Consider the following 24,680-nt stretch of genomic DNA (forward strand, 5'->3'; position numbering starts at 1 on the left):
CTGCTTCTTTATATAAACCTTGAATCCGGAAACGACTGAAGTCGTTACTACAAACGGGGAGAATTGCTGCTTCTTTATATAAACCTTGAATCCGGAAACGACTGAAGTCGTTACTACAAACGGGGAGAATTGCTGCTTCTCTTATGTTCGTAGTAACGACTTCAGTCGTTCTCTTATCTGAGTTCGTAGTAACGACTTCAGTCGTTCTCTTATCTGAGTTCGTAGTAACGACTTCAGTCGTTTCCGGATCGTCAACCTACCGCATCACCCCTCAATCCCCGAATTGAAAACTCACCACTTTCCAAGGAGAAATCGGCACAACCTCCCCCTTAACCCAAACCCGATCTAAATTCTCCTCTAATAAATCCACCCCTTGCAAACTCTGCCATTCCTTCTGAACCACTAATTCTGTCGGTTTTCCTTCCGATTCATAACAGCGCATAATCCATTTTGTTGCATCCATTTCCGACTGTTTAAATGCCATCAAAACCAGACTCTCTCCGGACAACTGTAAAAAACTCCCCTGCAAACCTAGAGTTTTTTCCCCCTGTTCCAAGACTGACTCTATCAAACGAACCTGCAAGGGTAAATTCAATTCATATCCCTGTCGAACCGTTTTAGCTGACTGCCAATTTCCCCCATGTGGATAAATGCAATAGGTAAATTGATGCCACCCTAAATCTGCCTCGGGGTCCGGCCAAGTGGAACCCCGCAGAAGGGTTAAACGCAATTGATTGGGGGTGGCATCATAGCCATATTTACAATCATTGAGGAGACTCACTCCCCCTTGTTTTCCACTTAAATCGGCCCATTTTAAAGCAGGAACTTCCCATTTGGCTTTTTCTGCGGGGGTTTGGGGTCGAGTGGTTCGTTCCACTGCACCACAGGGGGTTTCATAAGTGACAAAATCCGCCTCAATAGTCAGAGGAAATGCCGTTTTTACCATGACATGGCGGTCTTGCCAATTCACCGTTGTGGCAATTTTTACCCAGGGGGAGTCGGATTGGATAATATACTCTTGAATAAACTCCGATTGTCCCAATTGGCGAACCACTTGCACTCGTTGTTGCAGTGTGTCTCGTTCTAGCCATTGAATCTGTTTCAGGGTAGGAGAAGGAAGCGGATGTTGGTGATAATTGGGGTCAATATTCCAGGCATCCCAATATTGGCCTTTATCTTCAAAGGCTTGGAGTTGGTTGCCCGGTTCTTGGAGAATTTCCCAATTGTTTATTTTATCATAGATGCTGCTAATATTGCCAGTTTCGGGGTCAATTATAACTCGCAATTTGTCAGTTTCTAGGATAAATTCGTTATCGGCTTTTGGGGAGGAAGAATTGAGATTGAGTTCGGATTGACCTAACCAAAAAACGTGATAGCCAATAGAGGGAATATCCTGGCATTCAAATAATAAATGCGTAGGGGTGAGTTGCGATCGCACTCGATTTCCCTGACTATCATACACTTGCCATTCCATCCCAGTTGCAGCGGATTCCGGTAACTCTAGGGAAACCACTTGCGATCGCGACCAATTGAGAGAGTTAAACACCATAATCGGTTGGGCGGATGGCATTGATACCGGAGGAATTCCGGCAACTTGTGAGGCGATCGCCTCCAATGCCCGTTCTAACACTTCCCGTCCCTGTTCTTCCGCTTCCTGCCAACCGAGATTCGCATCCAGATACACCTCCGGAATCGAAGAACCGGGTAGGATATCGTGAAATTGATTGAATAACACCCCTTTCCAAGCGGCTTCAATTTGCCCTTTCGGATACTCCGTCCCCGTCAACCTTGTAGCAACTGCCGCCCACAATTCTGCTTCATATAACAACCCCTCACAGCGGCGATTCCATTGTTTTTGGTCTCCATGAGTGGTATAACAGCCGCGATGAAATTCCAGATATAATTCATCCCTCCAAACTGGAAACTCTCCCTGCTGTTGCAACTGGCGCAAATAGTCTTCAGCAGTGGTAAATTCCATTGCTGGGAAAAAGGGCGACTCCCGCCAGCGATCGCCAACTTCTAACATATCCCGAGTCGGACCCCCGCCATGATCACCCACTCCCGGTATCCATAAACTCTCTTTCAGTCCGGTTTTCTGTTCCCAATCACAGGCATAATCCGCCATTTGCACAGGTTCAATTCCGGTTCCAATTGGGGCGGACATTAAACTAAAAATTCGCGTTCCATCAGGAGATTCCCACCAAAAAACCGGATAGGGAAATTCTGTCGTATCATTCCATCGCAACTTTTGGGTGACGAAATATTCGATTCCCCCTTGTTTTAACAATTGCGGCAATTGTCCACAGAATCCAAAGGTATCCGGCAGCCATGCCACGGGAGAGAGTTTGCCAAATTTTTCTAAACAATACTGTTGTCCATATAACAGTTGTCGGGAAATTGATTCCCCACTAATAATATTTAATTCCGGTTCTACCCACAATCCGGCTAAAACTTCCCAGCGTCCTGCGGCAACTTCTGCTTGAATATCGGCAAATAAATCTGGACAATTGTCTTCAATCCAAGCATAGAGGGCAGCGGTGGAATGTCCAAAGGTGAGGTGAGGAAATCCTGCCATTAAATCCAGAACGGAGGCAAAGGTAAATTCTGCAACATCCCAAGTTTCGGCAATGGGCCACAACCAGGCTAAATCTAAATGGGCGTGACCGAGTAAAAATAGTTTACTGGTTTGTTGAAACTGTTGTGTCAAATGGGTTCGCAATTCAGCCAGGGATTGCTCAAATTGGGGAACATCATCGGGTAAGCTATTCCAGGCGATCGCCTCTATCTGGGTCTGTAATTGCTGCAACTTCGTCTCGGCATCGGATGAGATTCCCCAATATTTACCAATTACCGCTAATTCGTCCGCAATAAATCCCGGATCAATACAACTTTCATAACTCTGTTCATAGCTTTTTTCATAAATCCACAGCGATCGCACTAATGCCCCGCAGTCATGTCCGGGACTGACTAATCTTAAAGCAATATCAATCCCCTGACCGGGTTCTACTGCTTCATCAATCATCACCCGGGTCACACAATCAAATAAATCCCCTTCCTGGACTAACTCCCCATTCACAAAAATTTGGGCCTCATCGGCCCACCAGGTTAGGGCCAAGCGCAAGGTTAATCCCGCTACCGGATACCCCTGCAACTGGTCCGGAACCTGATATCGCAACCCTAACCAAATCGTCTGCTGTCCTTGAGTCCAGGGGATATGTCCTTTTTCGTTGAGTTCCGCCTGCTGCCACTGGTCCCAGGTGTCTGCGGCTGTTCCTTCCTCCACGGATAAATCGGCAATTCGGTATCGCCAACTACCGATCGCATTCACCCGGGTCAGTTGCCGTAGTTTCTCAAGCGATCGGGTGATTTCACTGTTTGGATCTGGCATAAATTTGCTCAAATTTTCGATATCATTAAAAGACGGGTTAGGGATTCTCCAGGCATTCTTTATAAAAAAAACCCGTTACAGAGGTTCATATTGCGGATAGTCAATATGAAATCCGCCCCCGAACAAACTGATTAACTTAAAAATTATGTCCTCTTCCGGTCGATATCAAAGTAAATTATTCAAGTTTCTGCAAGCGGGGTCTCGGAAACTGGCGACCCAGTTAGAAAAGGCTGGACAGCAAATCCGCTGGGTTGCCCAAACTGGGGGCCATTATTTACTGATTCCGGTCTATGCAGTGTATCAGGCCACCCGGTTTGTAGGAAAGCAGTTGGCGGGAACCGCTAACCCGTCGGAATCTTCAGCAAAAACCCTGGGGACTGCTGAGGCGAATCCCGGGACGGAAGAATCCGACAGACTCTCGGAAACCCCGCAAGGCGATCGCCCGATCGCCCGCGTCTTGAGTGGGGTCGAACTGGTAACAGTTGCTGCAACAACAGCGGATACCGAGGAATCCTGGCAAGTTTTGGTTACAGAAGAGGACAACTCACCCCAACTTCAACAGAAGGAAGTTCTCGCTTTAACCTCTGGACGGACTGGGTTGCGGCAACGGGTACTAAACTGGATTCCGGGGAAAATTCTCGCCCGGTTTGGGGTGAAGGGCGATCGCCCGGGAACCCTTGTCCCCGTTGCATCAACGGAACAATCCCTAACCGTGGCAACTCCCGCCTCGGAAATTGCCACTTCTCGTCCGGTGATTCAAGGGATTGCCACCTTGCTGGAAACGCGGAGTTTAGTTCTAATCAGCGATCGCAACCAAATTTTAGATATTCTCTCCCCCGTCCAGCAGCAACAATTGCAAGCCAGAATTGATGGGGAATTGGCAGCAGCAGGGTACAACCTCGAACCGAAAGGTTTGTCATCCCAGGCAACCCATTCGGTCCTCACGGGTTCGCCATCCCAGAAACAGTTACCGCAAGTTAAGCGATTGCGTCGCTTACGTCAACTGATCGCCGGAGTTCAACCCGTTCCTCTGGGCAATTTATTTGACCGGAGTTTAGCCAAAGTTGGGGATTTATTGCAACCCTCTCCCCTCGTTTTGCAACCGGATGGGGTCAGTGATGTTCCTCAACTCCAGGGCCCCGAATCCCCTCGCCGTCAGGGTCAACCTAAAATTGCAGCCGTCTTGTTAAAGATGGATGCAGCAGTGGCGAGATGGGAAGGGATGCAATTGTCCCAGGGAGGAACCCTCAGCCAAACCGTGGCAGATCAGGGCGAGTCTCTGCTGAAGGGAATTCAAAACCTGGCGATCGCCCTCGTCACAGACCCCCAGCCAGACCCCACGACCTCCGAACTCTCAGAGGAAAGTCAATCCCTATCCCTGCAAATGCAACGGTTGATTCAATCGGCAGTGGATTATTTCTTCGGAACCCCGGATCGGGCTTTAACCGCAGAGGGCGATCGCCCGTTGACTCACCAGGAAGTTTCGGGGAAAGAATTATCACAAACTCCTGTAAATGTCAAGCCTTTATCGGGGAATTCTGAGGCGGCGACGGGGCAGTTGTTGTCCAGTAACCCGGAATTAGACAGCTTGCCGGACTCCTTCTGGGGAGTCGAGGCGGTGGAACAATTTCTGAACCCACCCTATCCGACTACCCGACGAATTGGACAGTCCCGACCCGTCAGCCAGCCCTCACGCAGCCAATCCACCAAAGGAAATCACCGCCGAGTACAACCCCAGCGATCGGTTCCCCGGACAGCAGTCCAACCCACCGCTACGGTAACCGTTGAACCCACCTCACGGGTTAGCCGTCCTAGTCCGGCTGTTGACTCTCCGGTGCAATTGCCACCCCAGGTCGAAACCCAGGCCAAAAGCGACTGGATCGACGTGGAAATTGCCGAAGCGGAATACATTATGCACCCCTTAGAGCAAGCTTTGAAGTGGTTCGACCAGATCCTCGTCTGGCTGGAAGAGAAACTGATTCAAGGGTGGCAATGGGCGATGCAACAACTGTTTAATTAGCTACAAAGCCGCAGGCTGAAGCCTGGGGCTATACGGACAAAGCCCGCCTGCGCGGGCTGTAATATAGCAATCCTAAATGATTTGTAATACCCAATCCGGTTGTTAAAAGTCGATTTTCATCGATCAGCCTGCGGAGGCAGGCTTTGTCTGTGTAGCCCCACCCTTGAGGGTGTGGGTTTTTACCGACCTTTGACAACCGGATTCCTTCCACAACTGATTTAGGGCTGTAATAGGAATACCCTGATGGCGCTAACAACCCGCAGGCTTAAGCCTGGGGCTATACGGACAAAGCCCGCCTGCGCGGGCTACCCGAGTAAACTAGGTCTTTGGCAACCCGATTCTGGATTAGTCGGTTTTCTGTATTAGCCCGCGCAGGCGGGCTTCGTCTGTGTAGCCTCCGGGCTTAAGCCTGCGGGTTTTTATAGCACTGTGATACCCGGATTCTGGATCGCGAAGAAGTTGGGGAACGCGCGATCGCCAACGGACGTCCCCACAGCAGGGTGCAGGAAACCCAAATCCATTGGCCCATCTAAACTCTGGAACGAAACAAAAATATTTCTTAATAAAACGGGACAGCCTTCCGATATGATAAAAAAACTGGAGAGTCTTGATAGTCAACTCTCACAGCTTTTCCAAACACTGGAGATATCTGTATGGTGACCCTTAAAATCGTAGTTTATGTTGTTGTCTCGTTCTTCGTGGCCTTATTTGTCTTTGGCTTCCTGAACGGAGACCCGGCCCGTAACCCAAAACGGCGCGACCTCGAATAATCAAGGGATGTTTAGACCTTGATGGCGATCGCAGGGGCGGCCTTTTGGTCGCCCAAGCATCGCGAACCGGGGTAAAGGGTTCCCGTTTGGGCGATTGATTGTTCAGTCTAATCCTGTAAATATGCCTTACCCGGTTCTGCCTCCCCCACCGCCTGCTATTGTTACACCTGTTTCCCCCGACAGTATCAACCCCGAGGCGATCGCCGCTTCCGTGGATGATTCAGCCACTGAATTGGCGGGACAAATTCATCCTACGCCACCGGAAACCCTAGCCACTAAACCCGAATACGGGGTCAGTTCTGCCGCGCTTTTAGGTCCACCGTTAGAAATCTCCTCACCGCTGAAACGGGTTGAAAGTCCGCAGAGTGTGGCATCCAAAGAATTAGAACAATCTGAAACCCCAATAACCCCACCGGAGACAAAGCAACTCCCGGATCTCGAATCCCCGACAGAAAACAACCCCGAGACGGAGGCGATCGAGACCTTATCCATTGGGTTGCGATGGACCCTGCGTAACGCCGCTGCCTTCCAAGAGACTGCATCCCCAGGAGAATCGGCATCGGTGACTGAAACCGAAGAACCGCAGACTCGGGATTTGTATCCGGAGGAAGTGGAAACCGCAGAACTGCCGGTGACGACTCCAGAGGAAACATCGGAAACAGAGGAAACCGCAGAACTCCCGGTGACAACCGCCGAGGAAACCGACCCCGAATCAGGGGAGATTGTGGCGGAAGTTCCTACAGCTTCTGGGGAAAATGCCCCCCCACCGACGATCGCCCCAGCGGATACTTTGGAGTTAAAAGCCGATCGCCAGGAGTTCGATAACGAACGGCAAATTGTCACCGGGGAAGGCAATGCCAGGATGAGAGGACGCGGCGCAGCGATCGACGCAGAACGCCTGCAAATTAATTTAGAATCCCAAGTGGCGATCGCCGAGGGAGAAGCGGTGTATGCCAAAGGACAGCAAGTCCTCCAAGGCGATCGCATTGAATATGACCTCGTGCAGAATCGCGGCGGTATTGATGGGGCCAAAGGGGATATTTTTACCCCTACCACAGCAGAAGACTTTTCTCCCAATCTCCCCACGGATGTCTCGGCTGCCGCCTTGCAACAACAGAATATCATGGACCGACTCCGGGCCGGAGAACCCCCCAGACGAATAACTCCCGCCGGGGGTATCACCTTTGGTGGGGGTCGCGGAAGTCTTCCCACTACTGGCGGGACGATTGATCGCTTTCGCTTTGAAGCCGATCGCCTGAATTTCAATGATTTGGGATGGGAAGGGACCAATGTCCGGATGACCAATGATCCGTTTTCTCCTCCGGAGTTGGAGTTGCGATCGCCCCGGGCCACTTTTCGTCCCATCTCTCCGTTACAGGATGAAATTTTTGCTAAAAGTCCGCGTTTAGTCTTTGACGATCGCATCTCGATTCCGTTATTAAGAGAACGAATCATTCTCGATCGCAGCGATCAAGACCCTTCCTTAGTTCGCTTCGGTTATGATCAAGAAGACCGAGGCGGAGTTTATGCCGAAACCACCGTGATTCCCCTCGGAGGCAGCGGACCTGTTCAAATTAATTTAATTCCGCAATATTATATTCAACGGACCTTGACCGATGGAATTGGCACCCCCTCCCAGTTATTTGGACTAAAAGCGCGGTTGGCGGCGAATCCTACCCCGACGACTTCCATTGTTGGAGAAGCGAGGTTTACGGATTTTGATTTTAATGACGAAGAGGAGAATTTGCGGGGGACATTACGGGTTCGGCAGATGGTGGGAACTCATGCGGTATCGGGAGAATATAATTATCGCGATCGCCTGTTTAATGGGTCATTGGGATATCAAACCGTGCATCAAAATGTCGGCTTAGTGGTGAGTTCTCCGGTGATTAATTTAGGGGGAACCGGCATCAATTTAAGCTATCAAGCCAGTGCACAATATATTAATGCCGATAGCGATCGCATCGACCTTCTGCCCCTAGTTCGGGATAACAATCGCATTGACTCTAGCCGATTTCAAGCTTCTGCTGCGGTTTCTCGGGGCTTTTTACTGTGGCAAGGGAAAGCCTTACCCCGAACAAGGACGGAAGGATTGCGTTATACTCCTGCGCCCGTGGTTCCCTACGTTCGCCTGTTTGGCGGATTAACAGGAGTTGCGAGTATTTATGGGTCGGATGATACTCAAAATGCGCTGACCGGCAGCATTGGAATTCAAGGGCAGTTTGGGCATTTTTCCCGTCGCTGGCTGGATTATACGGGTTTTAATGTAAGTTTGTCGCGCATTTGGAAAGATGGGGAATCGCCCTTTTTATTCGACCGAATTGCGGATTCCAAGGTACTGACAGCCGGGGTGACTCAGCAAGTCTATGGACCGTTTAGAGTGGGGGTCCAAAGCTCGTTTAATTTGGATACCGGGGAACGAATTAGTACCGATTTATCGATGGAATATAGTCGCCGGACTTATAACGTGAATCTGCGATTTAGTCCAGAACGGCAAGTGGGTTCTTTGAGTCTGCAACTGAATAATTTTAGTTGGTTTGGGAGTGGTAATCGCTTTTCCCCAGTGGGCGATCGCTAATCCCAGGGACAAGAAACCGGGTTTCTGGCTCAAATTTGTGGCTAATTTCCAAAGATTGGGCAAAGAAACCCGGTTTCCAACCGTTACTGTCGGACATTGAGGCGGTCATGGTTATTGGGTTGTTAGAGTAATATTTCAATTAAAACTTCCGTCTGAGGAGGGATGTCAGTTTTTACTATCATAGCCAACAATTGAGATAAGTAGGCGGTTTTATTAAATTTTAAGGTACCATTGCTACATTTAGCGTAGCATTCGTCCCTCATATTTGTCAACAACATCCTGTATTTTAAACCCTAACTTATTTAGTTTATATGTCTACTCTAAAACAAATTACAATGCAGCTTAAAGATTTACCCATCTCCTCCTTATCCCCTGAAACTGCCATTGAGCGAAAACTGGTCACCCTTTCACCAGACACCTTTTTGGACGAGGCGATCGGGTTAATCCTGCCAGAAACAACCGCTTGTCCTGTGTCCTCGGGACTTTGGGTCCACTCCAGGGAAACAGCACAGACAGGGCCGATCTGTCTTGTGGTGATTGAAGATGAGCAACTCGTTGGCCTCTTAACCGAATGGGATTTTGTCCGAATTGGAGCCGAAAAAATCGACTTAAAATCCATCACGGTTCGGGAGGTCATGACTCAAGATATTGTGACCATTAAAGAGACAGAATTTAGTGATATTTTTACAGTTTTGAACCTATTTAGGCGTCATAAAATTCGCCATCTTCCCCTGGTGAGCGACAGTGGAAATGTCCGAGGACTCGTCACCCTCGATAGCATTCGCAAAGTGCTTAAACCCGCAGATTTACTCAAGGGAAAACGGGTGGAAGAAGTGATGGCAACCGATATCATTCACCTTCCCCCGACCGCCTCCCTCCTGCAAGCGGCTCATTTGATTGCTGAATACCGAGTGGCCTCTATTATTATCACGGAAAAAATAGAACCCTTACCGGATCAAGCGGATATCAAACCCACCACATTTTCCTTACCTGTGGGAGCGATCGCCGAACGAGACATTTTGCATTTTATGGCTTTAGAACTCGACCTAGAGCAGATCCAAGTGGGAGATGTCATGAGTGCACCTCTGTTATGTTTAAACCATCAGGAATCCGTCTGGACTGCTCATCAACAAATGCAGCGACGCCAGGTCGAACGCTTAATTATTTGTGGAAACCAAGGAGAATTGCTGGGGATTATCACTCAGGGAATTCTAATGCAAACCCTTGATCCCAGTCAACTTTATGGCGTGATTCATGGATTAGAACAAAAAGTGTGGAAACTGCAAGCCGAAAAAGTCGAATTGTTGCACAGTCGCAACATTCAACTAGAAAGAGAAGTCAACCTACGCACGAATAAGCTGCATGAACAGGCATCCAGAGAAAGGCTGCTGAATAAAATTGCCATGAGAATCCGGGAATCCTTGAATCTTCATGAGATTCTGAATACTACGGTATCCCAAGTCAGGCAGATGTTAAAAACGGACCGGGTGATTATTTATCAATTTAGCCCGGATTGGAGTGGAAAGGTCGAAGTTGAATCGGTGCGGGATAAACACCTCTCAATTTTGGGCAAAGTCATTCAAGATACTTGCTTTGAGGACACCTCCCTAGGCTACTATCACCAAGGGAAAACCCGAGCGATCGATGATATTTACAACGCCAACTTAACCCCCTGCCATATCCAGTTTTTAGAAGAATTTCAGGTTCGGGCTAACCTAGTGGTGCCAATTTTGCAAGGGGAAGAGTTATGGGGATTGCTGATTGCCCATCACTGTCTCGATCTCAGACATTGGACTCCCTCAGAAATTGAGTTTTTAGAAAAATTGGCAACCCAGGTGGCGATCGCCATCAATCAATCCACCCTATTTCAACAAGCGCAAAGCGAACTCGCCCGCGCCACCCGTGCCGAAGCCGACTTACAACTAGCCAAAGATGAATTAGAAATCAAAGTCCAAGAACGCACGGCTGAATTAAAGGCAGCCAATGAGCAATTACAGCGGGAAATTCAAGAACGTAAACAGGCGGAAACAGAACTGCTCTCTAGTCAACGATTTATTCAAAGAATCGCTGAAACTACCCCCAATATTCTCTACATTTATGACCTCGTGCAAGGGAAAAATGTTTATAAAAATCGGTCGATCGGGGAAATTTTGGACTATACCCCCGAACAAATTGAAAAAATGGGAGAAAACATTTTTCAAGAAATTTTGCATCCTGAAGATGTAGCCCAGGTCACCGAACATTTCCAACAACGCATCCTCCTGAAAGAGGAAGAAATCCTAGAAATGGAATATCGGCTCAAAGACGCCCACGATCGCTGGCGGTGGTTTATCAGTCGAGATATGGTCTTTTCCAGAAATGCCGAAGGCTTACCCAATCAAATTTTGGGGACCGCTACGGATATCACCTCTCGTAAACGTGCCGAAGAGGAGTTGCAACAAGCCAATCTCAACCTAAAAGGATGGATCAGCGAACTGGAGTTGCGGAACCAAGAGATGGATATGCTTGGGCAGATGAACGAGTTTTTACAAGCCTGCTTGAGCGTAGACGAAGCCTATAAAGCCTTGGATACCCTCCTACAACCGTTATTTCCGGGGACCTCCGGTGCTGTATTCATGCTCAATCAGTCCAAAAATTTGGTAGAGGCGATGGCAAAGTGGGGGGATGAACTGCCCACCCATACGCTGTTTTCGCCGAGTGACTGTTGGGCATTGCGTCGAGGTCGCCTGCATTGGATCGATCGCACCAATGCCGGATTAGCTTGCAAACATATTCACTCGAATAATAACCCCGCCCAGTCCCTATGCGTGCAGATGATTGCTCAAGGAGAAACCTTGGGAATGCTGTACTTAGCCAGTGAAGACGAGAGATCTTTGACCCCCGGGAAGCGCCAATTAGCGCGAACCGTTTCCGAACAGGTCTCCTTGGCCCTCGCCAACTTAAAGCTGCGCGAAACCCTGCACCAGCAGAGCATTCGCGACCCCTTGACCGGGTTATTTAACCGGCGATATTTGGAAGAATCGTTGAATCGCGAGATTCATCGAGCCTTGCGAACAAAGCGATCGCTCGCAGTGGTGATGATTGATGTGGATCGATTTAAGCAATTTAACGATACCTTCGGCCATGATGCCGGGGATGCGGTTTTGCGAGAACTCGGAACCTATTTGCAAACCCATGTCCGCACCTCAGATATTGCCTGTCGCTATGGCGGAGAAGAGTTGACCCTGATTTTCCCGGATGCGGATTTAGAAGATGCCGCCCGTCGAGCAGAGGCCCTGCGCCAAGGGATCAAGGCGTTGAAAATCACTCATCGAGGTCAAACCCTGGATCAGATTACCATATCTCTGGGTGTCTCGGCTTGTCCTGATTGTGGAACAGAGGGTGATGACCTGATTAAAGCGGCAGATGCCGCCTTGTATCGCGCCAAAAAAGAGGGACGCGATCGCACCGTTGTCGCCTGCCCTTGAAGGCATGGAAGTCACCCCTGAGATTCGTTCCCAGAATCCTGTGGGGAGAGTCTCCGGAGGATTTCCGGGATTGGGATATCAAAAGCTGTTGCTAGGGGCGATCGCAGATGTAGGATTGAGAGACAATCACCCTTGGTCAAACTGGCGCATGGTAGAGAAGATTGGGGATACCCGGTAGGCAATCAACAATGAACAAAGCGGCCCACGATACTGCATCGGAGAGTGCAGCGGCACTGCTGACTCACTATAGCTTCGATCTCGGCGGCTACAGCACCGGGGAATTGATTGCCGAATGGCTCCTAGAGTATCCGGCAGCTTGGGTGCGTCTAGCAACGATTGAGGCGTTATATCAAGGACGTTATAAGGCCCTCTCCGTCACCCATATTTTAGCCTGTTGGAAACGCCGAAATCAGGCTCTCTATCATTTCAATCATGAATTTGAACGGTTAGTGTCCAGTCAACTGCCGAAAGGTTGGAAAGGAAGCGCAGACACAGCGGAGAAACGGCCATCAACGGAGGGGTTGAGAGAATTATCCCAAACGGGGATATTCCCCCGAGCGATTCCCAGTTCCGATGTCCGACAGTGGGAACGGCAAACCTCTCGCCAGAATTTCCCACAGAGTGCTGCATTGGAAACCTCTGCGATCGCCACGGACCCGGAGAATTCTGCCTCATCGGACTCCAAATCGCCCATCCCCGTGCCTGCAACTCATCAGGAACCCGAACCGTTATCCCTTGAGCCAGGAGAGTCCCAAACGCGATCCGCCTCACCCTCTCAGACCCTCAATTCAGGGACAAAAGAGACGGAAACGACAGAGATCCCCGAGGCGATCGCACCCCACTCCGATGATTTACTCGGGGACCTCTGGCTCGATCGCCCGCAAGTGCAACCCATCCGTAACCCAAAACCCACCTTCACCGACTTAAAACCCTCCTCTGAGTCTTCCCATGCGATCGAGGAGTCACACACAGGGGACACAGAGGAGGCGATCGGCAACAACAGTCCCATCCACCAGTTCACCCCCCAAGAAACCTCCTCGGATTTCTACTCCAAGCTCAAAGCAGTCTCCCAAAAACAACCCCAATCGCCCCCCTAAATCCTCCCGTTCGTAGTAACAACTTCAGTCGTTATATTCCTGTTAAACGTCCCAACTTCAGTCGTTTCTTGCTCCTGTTCGTAGTAACAAATTCAGTCGTTTCTTGCTCCTGTTCGTAGTAACGACTTCAGTCGTTTCTTACTCCTGTTCGTAGTAACGACTTCAGTCGTTTCTTGCTCCTGTTCGTAGTAACAAATTCAGTCGTTTCTTACTCCTGTTCGTAGTAACGACTTCAGTCGTTTCTTGCTCCTGTTCGTAGTAACGACTTCAGTCGTTTCTTGCTCCTGTTCGTAGTAACGACTTCAGTCGTTTCTTACTCCTGTTCGTAGTAACGACTTCAGTCGTTTCTTGCTCCTGTTCGTAATTCAATACCCAGGTATTCCAAACCAAATGAAACCCTTATCCGCAAAAATAATCGAGTGATTTTTATCAATTAATTGGTGTTTATGCTAACAAATTTGAAGCGATTAATTATGGGCATAAGAAACGACTGAAGTCGTTACTACGAACATAAGAAACGACTGAAGTCGTTACTACGAACATTAGAGAACGACTGAAGTCGTTACTACGAACATTAGAGAACGACTGAAGTCGTTACTACGAACATAAGAAACGACTGAAGTCGTTACTACGAACAGGAGCAAGAAACGACTGAAGTCGTTACTACGAACAGGAGAAACGACTTCAGCGCAAATGATGGACAGGTGGATAGGGTTAAGCTTCCTTGGGCTTGCCGCCCATGCGAATTTCACTGTAGAAAGAAGCTAGACTAAAACCATCCGATCGCTTGACAACATGGGTTCTTAGGCGCAAATTATCACTGGCATACCAGATGCGTTCTTCCTCGTAGAGATCGTCAGATTCAGCAATGAACGTCACCACATCATCATTGCCGATAATATAACGACTCTGAGTCGGTAATGGCTCAGAAGTCGGGGATTTGCGAAGCAATCGGCCTTCCGTTGGCTGTGAACCATTGGCGATCGCCACTAGGACTGTGGAACCCGATTGTTTCGGTTCAGGGTCGATGGGTTTATTCTCCCAGCGAATCCGGACCCCCCCTAATGCTTTTGCCGGATCGATGCGATACTCTTGGCAAAGGGCGATCGCCTCGGGGTCCTCCGATGACAAGGCGTCTAGCCAAAGGTCGGTTGTGCCTGCTACAGATTTGACCGCAGGGAGATCTTGACAGGTTCGTTGGGAAAACCACTTCCCGGCACTGTGTTGGAAAAACTCGATAATATCCATCAACGACGTAGGAGTACGAAAGACTTGACTTGAGATGGACTTACGGTTGTACCCAATCGGTTCAGATCAAGACTGCCCACCCCTCCATAGCCTGGGGTGCGTAACAGCCAATCCCGTAAGTCCGCTTTTTAATATCCTAAGCTGAATCGTGCCTTGGTGACTCTCCGATTCTGTTCGCCCATCCTGCCAAGAGAACCCTCGGTGACGTCTCCTCAGAGGGCCTCCCTGGGCCGATCGCCACTGCTACTCCGGTATCCAGGAGAAATCCCCAGTAAAATGGCAGGTATGACCTGCGGTTCAAAATAGAACACTAAGAGAAAATGATGAAATTACCTCGTCTGCGTCAAATTTTACTCTCATCTTGCTTGGGGTTGTTACTCCTGGTGAGCGCTTGCGGTGAAGTCCAAGAACCTTCCCGGTGGGATGGAGCACAGCAACAAAGTACAGAAGTCACCAGCGCAGCGGGTCAACCCGTCCCTGGCAGTTCCTTTAACCGCCTATTTCCCTCAGCTAGTGGGGGATACAGTCTCGTCTATACCCAAGAAAAACCAGGGTTTGCTGAGGCGAAATTGCAACAAGGGAGCCAAGATATGGCCATGTTATCCATTTCTGATACCGTCACCAATCCGAGTGCGGTACAGAAATTCCAGCAGAGTAACACGCGAGTGGCGGGATATCCGTCTTCGTCCCTGACGGCGAACGATACAGCGATTTTGGTCGGCGATCGCTTCCAAGTAAAAATCCAATCTCGAAATCCCGCCTTTACTGCCAGCGATCGCGAAACCTGGTTGCAGCAATTTAATCTCAATGGACTCCAGCAACTGAAATAATAGAAATTCCTCCATCAAAAGCTAACCGATACCAAAAAGCCGACTCTTACCGGCCCAAAAAATTCCCATTCACCTATTTTCCCAACACCAGGAGACTTCTGTGAGCAAAACAATCTTCCAGTTGGTTGACGACCTCCCCACCAATAACCTAACGGTTCACTCCCTGCGAGCCCTCGATTTTGTCGTTCCGGGTCAGTGGGATAACCTTGTGGGGTTTGAAAACACCATTAAAAGCGTCACCGGCGTGACCGATCAAGCCGTCATCCAACAAATTGGCGATCGGGCCATCCATCTCTACAACGACAAATCCCAAGGCTATCAACGGGCCCTGTGGATCTACCAAACCGTCGATAGTTTTGGGGGAACCCTCGGCGCTGCCGCCCTCGCCAACAAAGTCGGAGAAAAAATCGGCTTACTCGGCTTCCTCAACAAAATTACCCCCCGAGCGGACAAAGCGCAAACCATCGACCTTTCCCTAAAAGTCGTCGCTGAATTAATTGCCTTTTGTCAAATCAACGGCATCCCCGGGGACAGCATTGGCGATTTTGTCAAATCCCTCGGCAACTATAGCGGCGAATCCCTGATGCGGATGGCGGCCCTCGTCTGCTTTGATGGTCTAATTCCCCTAGGTCCCAACTTCGTCATGAAAGCCCAATCCGTACTCAGCGGACTGAACCCCAGCGACTTGCAAGAAAATGGAATGTTTAAAAAGCTCAGTAGCATGATTCCTGGGGGAAATGCAGCCGGTCAACTGGGCTTTATTGGGGAAAGTTTCGCCTCCACCTCCGGTTGGATGAATAGCTTCGTCGCCTCTCGCGGATTAACCCCCCAAAAAGTTGCCAACAACCTTCAGCAGTTTATCGAAATATCCGATGATAAGTTGGACTATTTAGCGGCATTCTTGGATATGTCCACCAATTACTATGAGCATACAGGGATTCAAACCCTGGCTCATCGGTTAATTGAACGAGCCGTTGCCGAGATTTAATAGAGGATAAACCATGTCACCAGACAAACCTAAGCCAGAGGAAGCATCGAAAAATCCGCCGACTCCCCCGGCGAATCCGACTGCGGGAGAATCAGTGACTCCACCCGCCTCTAAAAAGCAGGCCCCGAGTCCCGACAAAGCTGAAGCAACGGATATGCCAACGGCGAACACCCCCGATCCTGCGAATGGAAACCCCCAAGAGAACCCGAATGCGGCAGCCGAACCCAAAGCCAAACAACCGGCAGCCAAAGCCGGTGCTGCCAAACCCCCAGGGAAGGCGGCTAAAGCAGGGGATGCTAAACCCGCAGGGGCGGCAGCGAAAAAGGCCAAGCCTCCGGCATTAGAAGATAAGCCCTTTGCGGAGTTCATCGAACAGGATTATATCCCGGCCTTGAAAACAGCCCTTGCCGAAAAGGGGATTGAGGACTTAGAAATCTCCTGGGGCAAGCAAAAAGTAACCCTGCCCGGGTTTACCTCGGATGAAAACTGGGCACAGGTTAAGGGGGACTGGTTGGACGGATCTCGTCATTTCCGGGTTTATTTCCCCACGGAGGAGATCAAAGGACCCAGAGCGTTTTCCTGCTTTGAGCGGGTGAGCCAACCGAGTACCTTAGAGCCCTTCTTGATTGACGAACGCAAGATTGACCTGGATGGGTTGGTCTTTTACGTTGTACAAAGACTGACGGCTCAAAAGTGGGTGACTCGGAATTAGTCCTGACAATGGGTTAATCACAATTCGTTGAATCGATAGATGACGACTCCGGTAACGGGGTCGTTTTCTACGCTGACATAACCGGCGGAAACCATCTGGGTGAGGGCTTGTTCGACTTCGCTAAAGCCTCGGTTGGTGTCCATGACAGCTTGGGTGACGGAAAGGGAACCCCCTCGGGCTTGGGCGGCTCTGACGAGGGCGATCATGAGTTGATCTTGGGTTTGCAGGCTGACGGTTTGACTAATCGAATTTTGGGGAGCTAAGGGGACTCCGGTGGCTGATATTCCGAGTTTTTTTCTCATCTTGTCTTGGTATTTATCCACCATCCCCGGCATGATAAACCCATCCACAATTTGACCCATCCAGAATAAGTTCCAGGTACAAAACCACAGGACTCCGGTGACGTATTTGCCGTTATAAAACCGATGCAGGCCCCCCACTCCAAAAAAGCCCGCCATCCATAATAGGTAACTGACGCCAAGTCTGACAGATTTTTCTTTCTGCAAGCGGGACATTTGCTCCCCTAATTCTTCCACCGATGGCAAGGCATTTTTCGGGGAGGGTAGGACGGGTTTCGGGGCAGATTCGGTGCGGTTTAAATCGGCGAGGACCTGGGTGACGGAACTATAGCGTCGAGATAGGGGCTGTTGCAGCATTTTGTCGAGGACCCGCTTCAAGGAATCGCTGACGGGATTATTGACGAGGTAGTCCGGCCAAACCCAGGCCCCTTCTCGGGGGTCGAAGAGTTCAAAGGGTTCGATTTGGGTCATCAAATGGATGCAGGTGATTCCCAGACTGTAGAGATCGCTGGCAAAGGTGGGTTTCCCGATCGCCTGTTCAGGGGCGGCATATCCGGCACTGCCAATGACGGTGCCGCTTCTGCCTATACTGGTGCCGGTGACGGCTTTGGCGGAACCAAAGTCTACTAAGATGAGCTGGCCATCACTACGGCGACGAATGATATTTTCGGGTTTGATATCCCGGTGAATGACTTGGCGATCGTGGACATATTGCAGGACGGGGAGTAAGTTATTTAACAGTTGGCGAATCTGGGAGTCGGTGAAAGAACCAGATAGGGCCAGTTCGTCGGCCAGATTTTCACCCTCGATGAATTCCTGGACTAGGTATTGCCGTCCTTCCTGTTCAAAGGTGGCGAGTAAGTCGGGAATTTGGGGATGTTGTCCGAGTTGTTCGAGTTGGATGGCTTCCTGGCGAAAGAGTTGGGAGGCTTTGGGGGAAGAATTGCTGCTGATGTTGGCGTCGGGATGGAATTGTTTGATGACGCAGCGGGGTTTGGAGGGTTTGTATTCGTCGATCGCCAGGAAGGTTCTGCCAAAACCACCCGCCGCGATCGGTTGGATGGCACGGTAGCGATCGCCCAACCTTAACCTCGCGCCACAATTGGCACAATATTGCGCCCCATCTTGGTTCTGGGACTTCTGACACTGAGGATTTAGGCAGAAACTCATAAACAATAAGCGATAGTGATGCCTGTACTTTCATGTTGGCACAACTCCCCCTGAAGATGCTTGTCCAGATGGGGAATCCTCACCCCTCCCAGATGCCCTCCGAAACCCTGTTCTCATCGGTGGGAGGACTCCAACATCCCTCCCCTCAAGCCCTTTGTGCTTCACTCACTCCGGTGACCTTGAGAATTTTTACCGCCAACTTTACAAAAATTGACGTGGTTTTGCAAATTTTAACCCTTTGGACTGTTCCCAAAGTCTCATACCCTGATAGACTGGAGTTCGTAACCAGGCATCATTCATAAAAATGCCGAGCGATTCGCATTAGAGAAGTCGCGCCTTTAGCGCAGCTTCTGAGTCGGTCTCCACCTCGCCTAAAGCAAATCAGCTATAACACCACCCTCACCTACACCTATGGTAGATTCCCTAAAGAAACCTGCGTTTGAAGAAATCCGCCCAGGGGTTAAAGCTCCCGCCAAGGACACCATCCTGACGCCGCGCTTCTACACCACGGACTTTGATGAGATGGCGCGGATGGACATCTCCCCCAACGAAGACGAACTCCAAGCCATTCTCGAAGAGTTCCGCGCCGACTACAACCGGCACCACTTCGTTCGGGATGAAGAGTTCAACCAATCTTGGGATGGAATTGATGGGGAAACTCGTCAACTGTTCATCGAATTTCTGGAACGCTCTTGCACCGCTGAGTTTTCTGGGTTTCTTCTTTACAAAGAACTAGCTCGCAAGCTCAAAGACAAAAATCCAGTTCTAGCTGAGTGCTTTTTGCTGATGTCTCGGGATGAGGCGCGTCACGCCGGATTCCTGAACAAGGCGATGAGTGACTTCAAGCTCTCCCTGGATTTGGGATTTTTGACCAAAAGTAAAAAATACACCTTTTTTAAGCCGAAATTCATCTTCTACGCGACCTACTTATCGGAAAAAATTGGGTATTGGCGCTATATCACGATTTATCGGCATTTGGAGGCGCATCCTGAACATCGGATTTATCCGATTTTCCGGTTCTTTGAGAACTGGTGTCAGGATGAAAACCGCCACGGCGATTTCTTTGATGCCTTGATGAAGGCCCAGCCTCAAATCTTAAACGATTGGAAAGCAAAACTGTGGAGCCGTTTCTTTTTACTCTCGGTTTTTGCTACCATGTTTTTGAATGATATTCAGCGTTCCGGATTCTACGCAGTGCTCGGTCTGGATGCTCGTGAGTATGATATTCACGTCATCCGCAAGACTAATGAAACTGCGGGACGGGTTTTCCCGGTAATTTTGGATGTCGATCATCCAGAGTTCTTTGCCCGATTGGATACTTGCACGCAAAATAATGCTAAAATAGCAGAAATCGCAGGTTCTAACCAGCCTAAGATCGTGCAGTTTTTCCAGAAGCTACCCCTTTACATCTCAACTGTCTGGCAAATCGTGCGGCTTTATTTGTTGAAGCCTATTGATAAAACCGCAGAACAAGGGTTGGCTCACTAGATAGTTTTCCGGTTTCGCTCCTCTGTTGTTTCGTCTTTCGGCTCTGCTGAGTGCAGAGCCGTTTTTATTGGTTATGTTAGGGGTGAGTGTGGGGAACTCTACCCGATGAAAGCAAGGGGTTTAATCGGTGGATTCAGGGGTGAGGGGCCATGCAAAAGGACGATTGCGATCGCCCACAATCCGTTCAAAGGTCGCTAAATTCTCCGGGGAAAGTTCCTTCTGCCAGCGCAGATCTAGCTTAATCTCAAAATTCATCTGCTCATAGTAATTCCCGTGGATTTCTTGCACTTGTTGTTGCGCCTCCTGTCCCCGATACTTGGCAATCATGGCATTAGTCCCACGACTCCCGACAACGTGATGATGTTCATGCTTCCAATACTCCACCATTTCCGGCATAAAATCTAAACCCACCAAATCACAGACTCGCCGGAGCGTGCCTTGGGGGTCCGATGCCAAGTCTTCGTAATGAATGGTCATTTTGCGATCGCTCGGAAATGGCTCGTAAATTTGCCTTTTTTTCTCCAATTCATCCAACCACTGCTGACTCAACGCCTCAATCCCCTTTTCTGGATAAATCCGCAGATAAGAATTGATCACCGCCCGCCCATCCCGTACCATGTGAATCAAATAAGGTCGCAACCATTGCTGCTGAAATTCCCGGGCCTCTAAACGGCGCGTCAGCCAGGAAGAATACTTACTAGAATCCACCAATACATCACAATCGATTTTCTTAAACAGTTGCGTATAGGGATTGAGAATCTCGTCATTATTTAACCATCCCCGGACCAACCGTTCCACCTTCAGGGGAATCAGCCGATGCAGTCGATGACCACTCATTCCCTTTGCCAACTCTTGTCGTTCCGCTTCCGTGAATTGCTCTTCCCAGAAGGTGCTATCCTCCCGGACACATAGCTTCTTACCCTTTCTAACAAACTCCGGCAGCTTGCTGATTTCACCAAGAGAGAAAGCCCGGGGGTGGCTGCCCAACATCAAGTCCAACAACGTTGAGCCAGAACGACCTATTCCAATGATGAACACTACTGACTTCTGCATACCCTTGCCTTGCTCCTACACTTGTCTGTGTTCTCAGTTCACTGCCATTGCTATTATAGAGCGAACCTAAATCATTCTGACAAGACCATTAATCCGTGAGAGCATCTTCCGACCGACTGCTCATCAGTCACCCGGTGCTTCCACGGAACAAAAAATGGTCCAGTTTCTGCCCGACTCCCTATAGCGGTCAAGTTTAATTTTTAGACAGCCATTAGGGATTGGGGAGAACTTGATTATTGCAGTAGTCTTCCGTATCTTTGACTAAAGAAACTTTTACTTCTACAGGATTCTCTTGACTGGCTTCTATCACAAACTCGCTCGGTCCCACCGGAGAGGGTTTCCCCCAGTCATAGGCATAACCTAACCCCGTAAAAGGATATTCAGTTTGAGAAATTCTCAAATCCTCCATCACTTCTTGGATTTTTGCCGGTTCCATTTGACAATTATTCTGGTCAATCCTCCCATCGCTACAGGGTCTCTTAATATGTTCTGCTTTTACCCAAATTTCTACAAAAGCATCTTTGCTTTTATCCGAGGAAGTTGGCTCAGGCTTCAAACCTAAATACTGCGTTAATCTTAGGTCTAGCATCATCTTCCGACTCAAGTCCAGATGGCTGCCAATCCCGGCAGTAACATTGCAAAAATTATAAACTTCCGGTTTTGCCGTCACCCAAACGGTTCGCTCTAATTTTACCGGAGTTTCTCCTTCTGTCCAGCTTTCATAATATTTTTGTTGGGTCCAGGTTACCATCAGAAATTCGTCCTGATTATCTTCAGTTTTTCGATGGATAATGCCCGGGTTATTACTTTCGGTTAAGGACACCAATTGGTTGGAGGTGTCATTTTCATCTAACGTTTGCACATCATCAATAGCCCGATTGAAGTTTTCAACCAACTGATTATAGCTGTCAGAGTGGTGAGACTGGAGATGATGCCATACATTGAACTCGGAATGACCTCTGGAGTTCGATTGACTTAATGAATTATTCTCCTCAGCTTGGCTCATCCCCCCGGGATTCTCCTGGGTCAATAATCGGGAAGAACCACCGGCTAAAAAGGAAAGCGTAAAAATCAGAACTAAGGACAGTTTTTTGTGATGTTTCATAATACCCAGAGCCTCCTGATTATTGCCCTATCTCAACAGTTGCCACTCAGGGAGGGGCAAGCTTGAACCCCCCAGAGAGTTCAGAGGGCTTGCCACTCCGTCATCATTCCCTAATCCTTCAGGGAACGGATATAGTCGTTCAGAGTGTCAATGTTCTGATTATATGCCGATTCATTACCCAAGGAAACAGTTTTATTCTGCACATAAAACTGGAACGGTAGATGGCGTTCACCAAAAAATCGCACAAATTGGTCCGGGTTCAGGGTTTCTCCATCAAAACCAATGGCCCAATTCAGTTCTTGATATTCCTTCAGTTCAGCGATTTTATATTCGCATTCCTCAATTTCTTTATTGCGGACATCTTTGATGTATTGGTTTAGAGTTTGGATGTTGCGATCGTAAGCCCCATTGTCACCGAGGCCCACTTGATTTCGCAAATAAAACTCAAACTCCAAATGTCGCTGATTGAAGAAGTTCAGGAACTCATCCGGTTGCAGAGTATCTCCATTAATACCAATGGCCCAGTTCCTTGCCTGGTAATCCCGAAGTTCATTAATCTTATCCTTCGCCGCTTGAATCTCTTGTTTAGGCTCGCCGCGAAATACGATATCCCGGCAGGGTTCAGGCAAGAACGACTTGAGGAAACTCATGCTTGGAGCAAAGAAATATTCCCCCCCTTTCATCGTAACCCAATGGCTGAAATCTGCTTGCGTCTGTCCGGCTTCCCCCCACTTGGTAGGCCATTTGTAAGACTCGGTAACAGCAACTAAATTACCGTTAGCATCAACTTCCTTCTTTTCAACTCCAATCACCGCATCAGTTCCCATATCTGGGCGTAAAAAGTTGCGTTGGTTACACCAGTGCTGCTGCATTAAATTGAACTGAGTTTCTAAATTGGCTTGGAAGCACAAAAATAGCAGTCCAGCATCAGTTTCCGGTTCTTCACTGGGTAGCGGTCCATAGTTGATACCCCGACGGACAATCCGATTCATTTTTTCCTCGTCCAAATTTTTGCTTTCCCCACGGGGATTCACCTTCCGGGCGTGGGATTGGAACGGGCATTTTTGACCTTGCGGGTCCTGTGCATAATTAAAGTTATTCTCGTGGGATATTTGAGAGTTAGGCTTATCTTCCAGAACAACGGGGGTTCCATCCTGAAAGCGTCCCATCGTGTAGGCTCCTGCTAAAGCGGGTTCAGCTTTTTCAGAACCCTTGAGTTTTTCCGCGAGAGCTTCAACATCTTTTTTCCAGCCTTTAACGTTTTGCTCTAGTTTGCGATAGACCAAGAAACTGCCGTAACTTTCCTCTTTTTCACCCAAGGGGTCTTTGGACAACACCAAGCTGAGAGGTGCGCGAGGATCCCATTGAGAAAAGTCACTTTCTTCTCGTTCACGGTCAATATCTCGCTTGAGAAATAGGGGTTGACTCACGCCATCTCGGAATCCGAAGTGTTCGATTTCTTCTCCAGTTTCGGAACTTCTGAGCACATAACCAATGTCTTCATGGACAACTTTGGCAATGATTTGTAGCTCTTCTTTAATCGTCTCAACTTGCTGTGCCAAAAGGAACGGCTGCTTCCGGAGTTTCTTCGCGTCCTTCCGTTCTAACTGCTTTGCCTCTTCCGTTCGCGGACCGACTCGTTTATCCCCAGCCAGCAAAACCAGCGCATGAATTTCCTGTTGAAATCCCGCTTCCCATTGTTGGACATCATCCCCCAGTTGACTGTTAACATCGGGATGTTTCATGCCTTTTAGAAATGAAGGGTCATTCGATATCTGTGTTGGGTCATAGCCCAAATACTGATATCCAGCCGCTGTAAAAAATAAGTTGCCAAATATTTTACTCGGTACAGTTTGATTCTGTCGATATCGCTTGCCATCCTCAGATTGAGCTAGGGCTGAAGTGATATACTTGTGCGTAAATTTGCTAATCCCCTGCTTCACCAGATCTGGGTTGCCGGTAAATTGTAAAAACAAATGAACGGAATGATTGCGTCCGTGGGCTTTGATAATGTTGCCTTGGATCTCATCTAACAGGGCTTCATCTTCAAAATCATCAAACGGGGTTACTATTTCGTGAAGTTGGTTAATTTTTTCGTCAATGTTAGACATGAATAACTCCTTTGGAGCGATTGGGTGAAATCGGTTGGACTGAAAGGTGAATCTATCGGCAAATGGTCTATCATCTCAACCCGGGTAGGACTTACACCAGCAAATCGGCTGCCTAGAGGATGGGTAAAGGTGAGCATCTCAATTTTGAAAAGAGACCTAACCCCCCAGCCCCCTTCCCTACAAGGGAAGGGGGAGCAAGAGGTGTAAATTCCCCTTTTAGGGGATTGCAAAATATAAATCCTCCAAACTTTCAACTGAAAGGAAGCTATGTGTCGGAGTAAATGCTTGCGCCCTCCGGAGGGCGCAAGCATTTACTCCGACATTGACGGGGCTACTTTGTTGATCTACGAACGAAC

The 24,680-nt window shown here is 48.9% G+C and carries 16 protein-coding genes; 10 read left to right on the top strand and 6 right to left on the bottom strand.

The genetic code is table 11. The features are described 5' to 3' along the window. Positions 1 to 271 precede the first annotated feature (271 nt). Complete coding sequence (locus tag NG833_RS19405; protein WP_254566921.1) at positions 272 to 3,388, bottom strand: alpha-mannosidase; 3,117 nt, start codon at positions 3,386 to 3,388, stop codon at positions 272 to 274. 145 nt (positions 3,389 to 3,533) lie between these two features. Here NG833_RS19405 and NG833_RS19410 point away from each other — a divergent pair, with 145 nt between their 5' ends. From NG833_RS19410 to NG833_RS19435, 6 genes are all read left to right on the top strand, one after another. After that, positions 3,534 to 5,408 (top strand): hypothetical protein, encoded by a 1,875-nt coding sequence (locus NG833_RS19410; RefSeq protein WP_254566922.1) that lies wholly within the window; start codon positions 3,534 to 3,536, stop codon positions 5,406 to 5,408. Between the two features lie 653 nt (positions 5,409 to 6,061). Further along, on the top strand, positions 6,062 to 6,178 hold the full coding sequence (locus NG833_RS19415) for a photosystem II reaction center protein I (protein ID WP_015151639.1): 117 nt from the start codon (positions 6,062 to 6,064) through the stop codon (positions 6,176 to 6,178). 121 nt (positions 6,179 to 6,299) lie between these two features. Continuing rightward, the gene (locus NG833_RS19420; protein ID WP_254566923.1) at positions 6,300 to 8,756 is read left to right on the top strand and encodes a DUF3769 domain-containing protein; all 2,457 of its coding nucleotides are present in this window, start codon (positions 6,300 to 6,302) and stop codon (positions 8,754 to 8,756) included. Between the two features lie 335 nt (positions 8,757 to 9,091). After that, the gene (locus NG833_RS19425) at positions 9,092 to 12,223 is read left to right on the top strand and encodes a diguanylate cyclase (RefSeq protein WP_254566924.1); all 3,132 of its coding nucleotides are present in this window, start codon (positions 9,092 to 9,094) and stop codon (positions 12,221 to 12,223) included. Positions 12,224 to 12,227: 4 nt separating this feature from the next. After that, complete coding sequence (locus NG833_RS19430) at positions 12,228 to 12,401, top strand: hypothetical protein (protein ID WP_254566925.1); 174 nt, start codon at positions 12,228 to 12,230, stop codon at positions 12,399 to 12,401. 10 nt (positions 12,402 to 12,411) lie between these two features. Further along, positions 12,412 to 13,320, top strand: coding sequence for a hypothetical protein (locus NG833_RS19435; protein WP_254566926.1), 909 nt, complete (start codon positions 12,412 to 12,414; stop codon positions 13,318 to 13,320). A 714-nt stretch (positions 13,321 to 14,034) separates the two neighbouring features. Here NG833_RS19435 and NG833_RS19440 read toward each other — a convergent pair. Further along, positions 14,035 to 14,568, bottom strand: a complete 534-nt coding sequence (locus tag NG833_RS19440) for a phycobiliprotein lyase (protein WP_254566935.1) — start codon at positions 14,566 to 14,568, stop codon at positions 14,035 to 14,037. Between the two features lie 320 nt (positions 14,569 to 14,888). Between NG833_RS19440 and NG833_RS19445 the strand changes: the two genes are divergently transcribed. The 3 genes from NG833_RS19445 (at position 14,889) to NG833_RS19455 (ending at position 17,098) form a co-directional block, all read left to right on the top strand. Then, positions 14,889 to 15,398 carry a hypothetical protein gene (locus tag NG833_RS19445; protein WP_254566927.1) on the top strand — a complete coding sequence of 170 codons (510 nt, stop codon included), beginning with the start codon at positions 14,889 to 14,891 and terminating at the stop codon, positions 15,396 to 15,398. A 100-nt stretch (positions 15,399 to 15,498) separates the two neighbouring features. Beyond that, complete coding sequence (locus NG833_RS19450; RefSeq protein WP_254566928.1) at positions 15,499 to 16,386, top strand: hypothetical protein; 888 nt, start codon at positions 15,499 to 15,501, stop codon at positions 16,384 to 16,386. Positions 16,387 to 16,399: 13 nt separating this feature from the next. Next, entirely contained in the window at positions 16,400 to 17,098 is a 699-nt protein-coding gene (locus NG833_RS19455; RefSeq protein ID WP_254566929.1) for a DUF2996 domain-containing protein, read from the top strand. 17 nt (positions 17,099 to 17,115) lie between these two features. Here NG833_RS19455 and NG833_RS19460 read toward each other — a convergent pair whose 3' ends face one another. After that, positions 17,116 to 18,567 carry a protein kinase gene (locus NG833_RS19460; protein WP_254566930.1) on the bottom strand — a complete coding sequence of 484 codons (1,452 nt, stop codon included), beginning with the start codon at positions 18,565 to 18,567 and terminating at the stop codon, positions 17,116 to 17,118. 411 nt (positions 18,568 to 18,978) lie between these two features. On the opposite strand from NG833_RS19460, the gene acsF reads away from it, so the two are divergent. Then, positions 18,979 to 20,055, top strand: a complete 1,077-nt coding sequence (gene acsF, locus NG833_RS19465; RefSeq protein ID WP_254566931.1) for a magnesium-protoporphyrin IX monomethyl ester (oxidative) cyclase — start codon at positions 18,979 to 18,981, stop codon at positions 20,053 to 20,055. A 120-nt stretch (positions 20,056 to 20,175) separates the two neighbouring features. Here the strand turns inward: acsF and NG833_RS19470 are convergent, their stop codons facing one another. The 3 genes from NG833_RS19470 to NG833_RS19480 form a co-directional block, all read right to left on the bottom strand. Then, complete coding sequence (locus NG833_RS19470) at positions 20,176 to 21,108, bottom strand: sulfotransferase (protein WP_254566932.1); 933 nt, start codon at positions 21,106 to 21,108, stop codon at positions 20,176 to 20,178. Between the two features lie 211 nt (positions 21,109 to 21,319). Further along, entirely contained in the window at positions 21,320 to 22,213 is an 894-nt protein-coding gene (locus tag NG833_RS19475) for a hypothetical protein (RefSeq protein ID WP_254566933.1), read from the bottom strand. Between the two features lie 110 nt (positions 22,214 to 22,323). Further along, complete coding sequence (locus NG833_RS19480) at positions 22,324 to 24,324, bottom strand: Dyp-type peroxidase domain-containing protein (RefSeq protein WP_254566934.1); 2,001 nt, start codon at positions 24,322 to 24,324, stop codon at positions 22,324 to 22,326. Positions 24,325 to 24,680 lie beyond the last annotated feature (356 nt).

Source organism: Oscillatoria sp. HE19RPO (genome assembly GCF_024220515.1).
GTDB lineage: Bacteria > Cyanobacteriota > Cyanobacteriia > Cyanobacteriales > Laspinemataceae > Laspinema.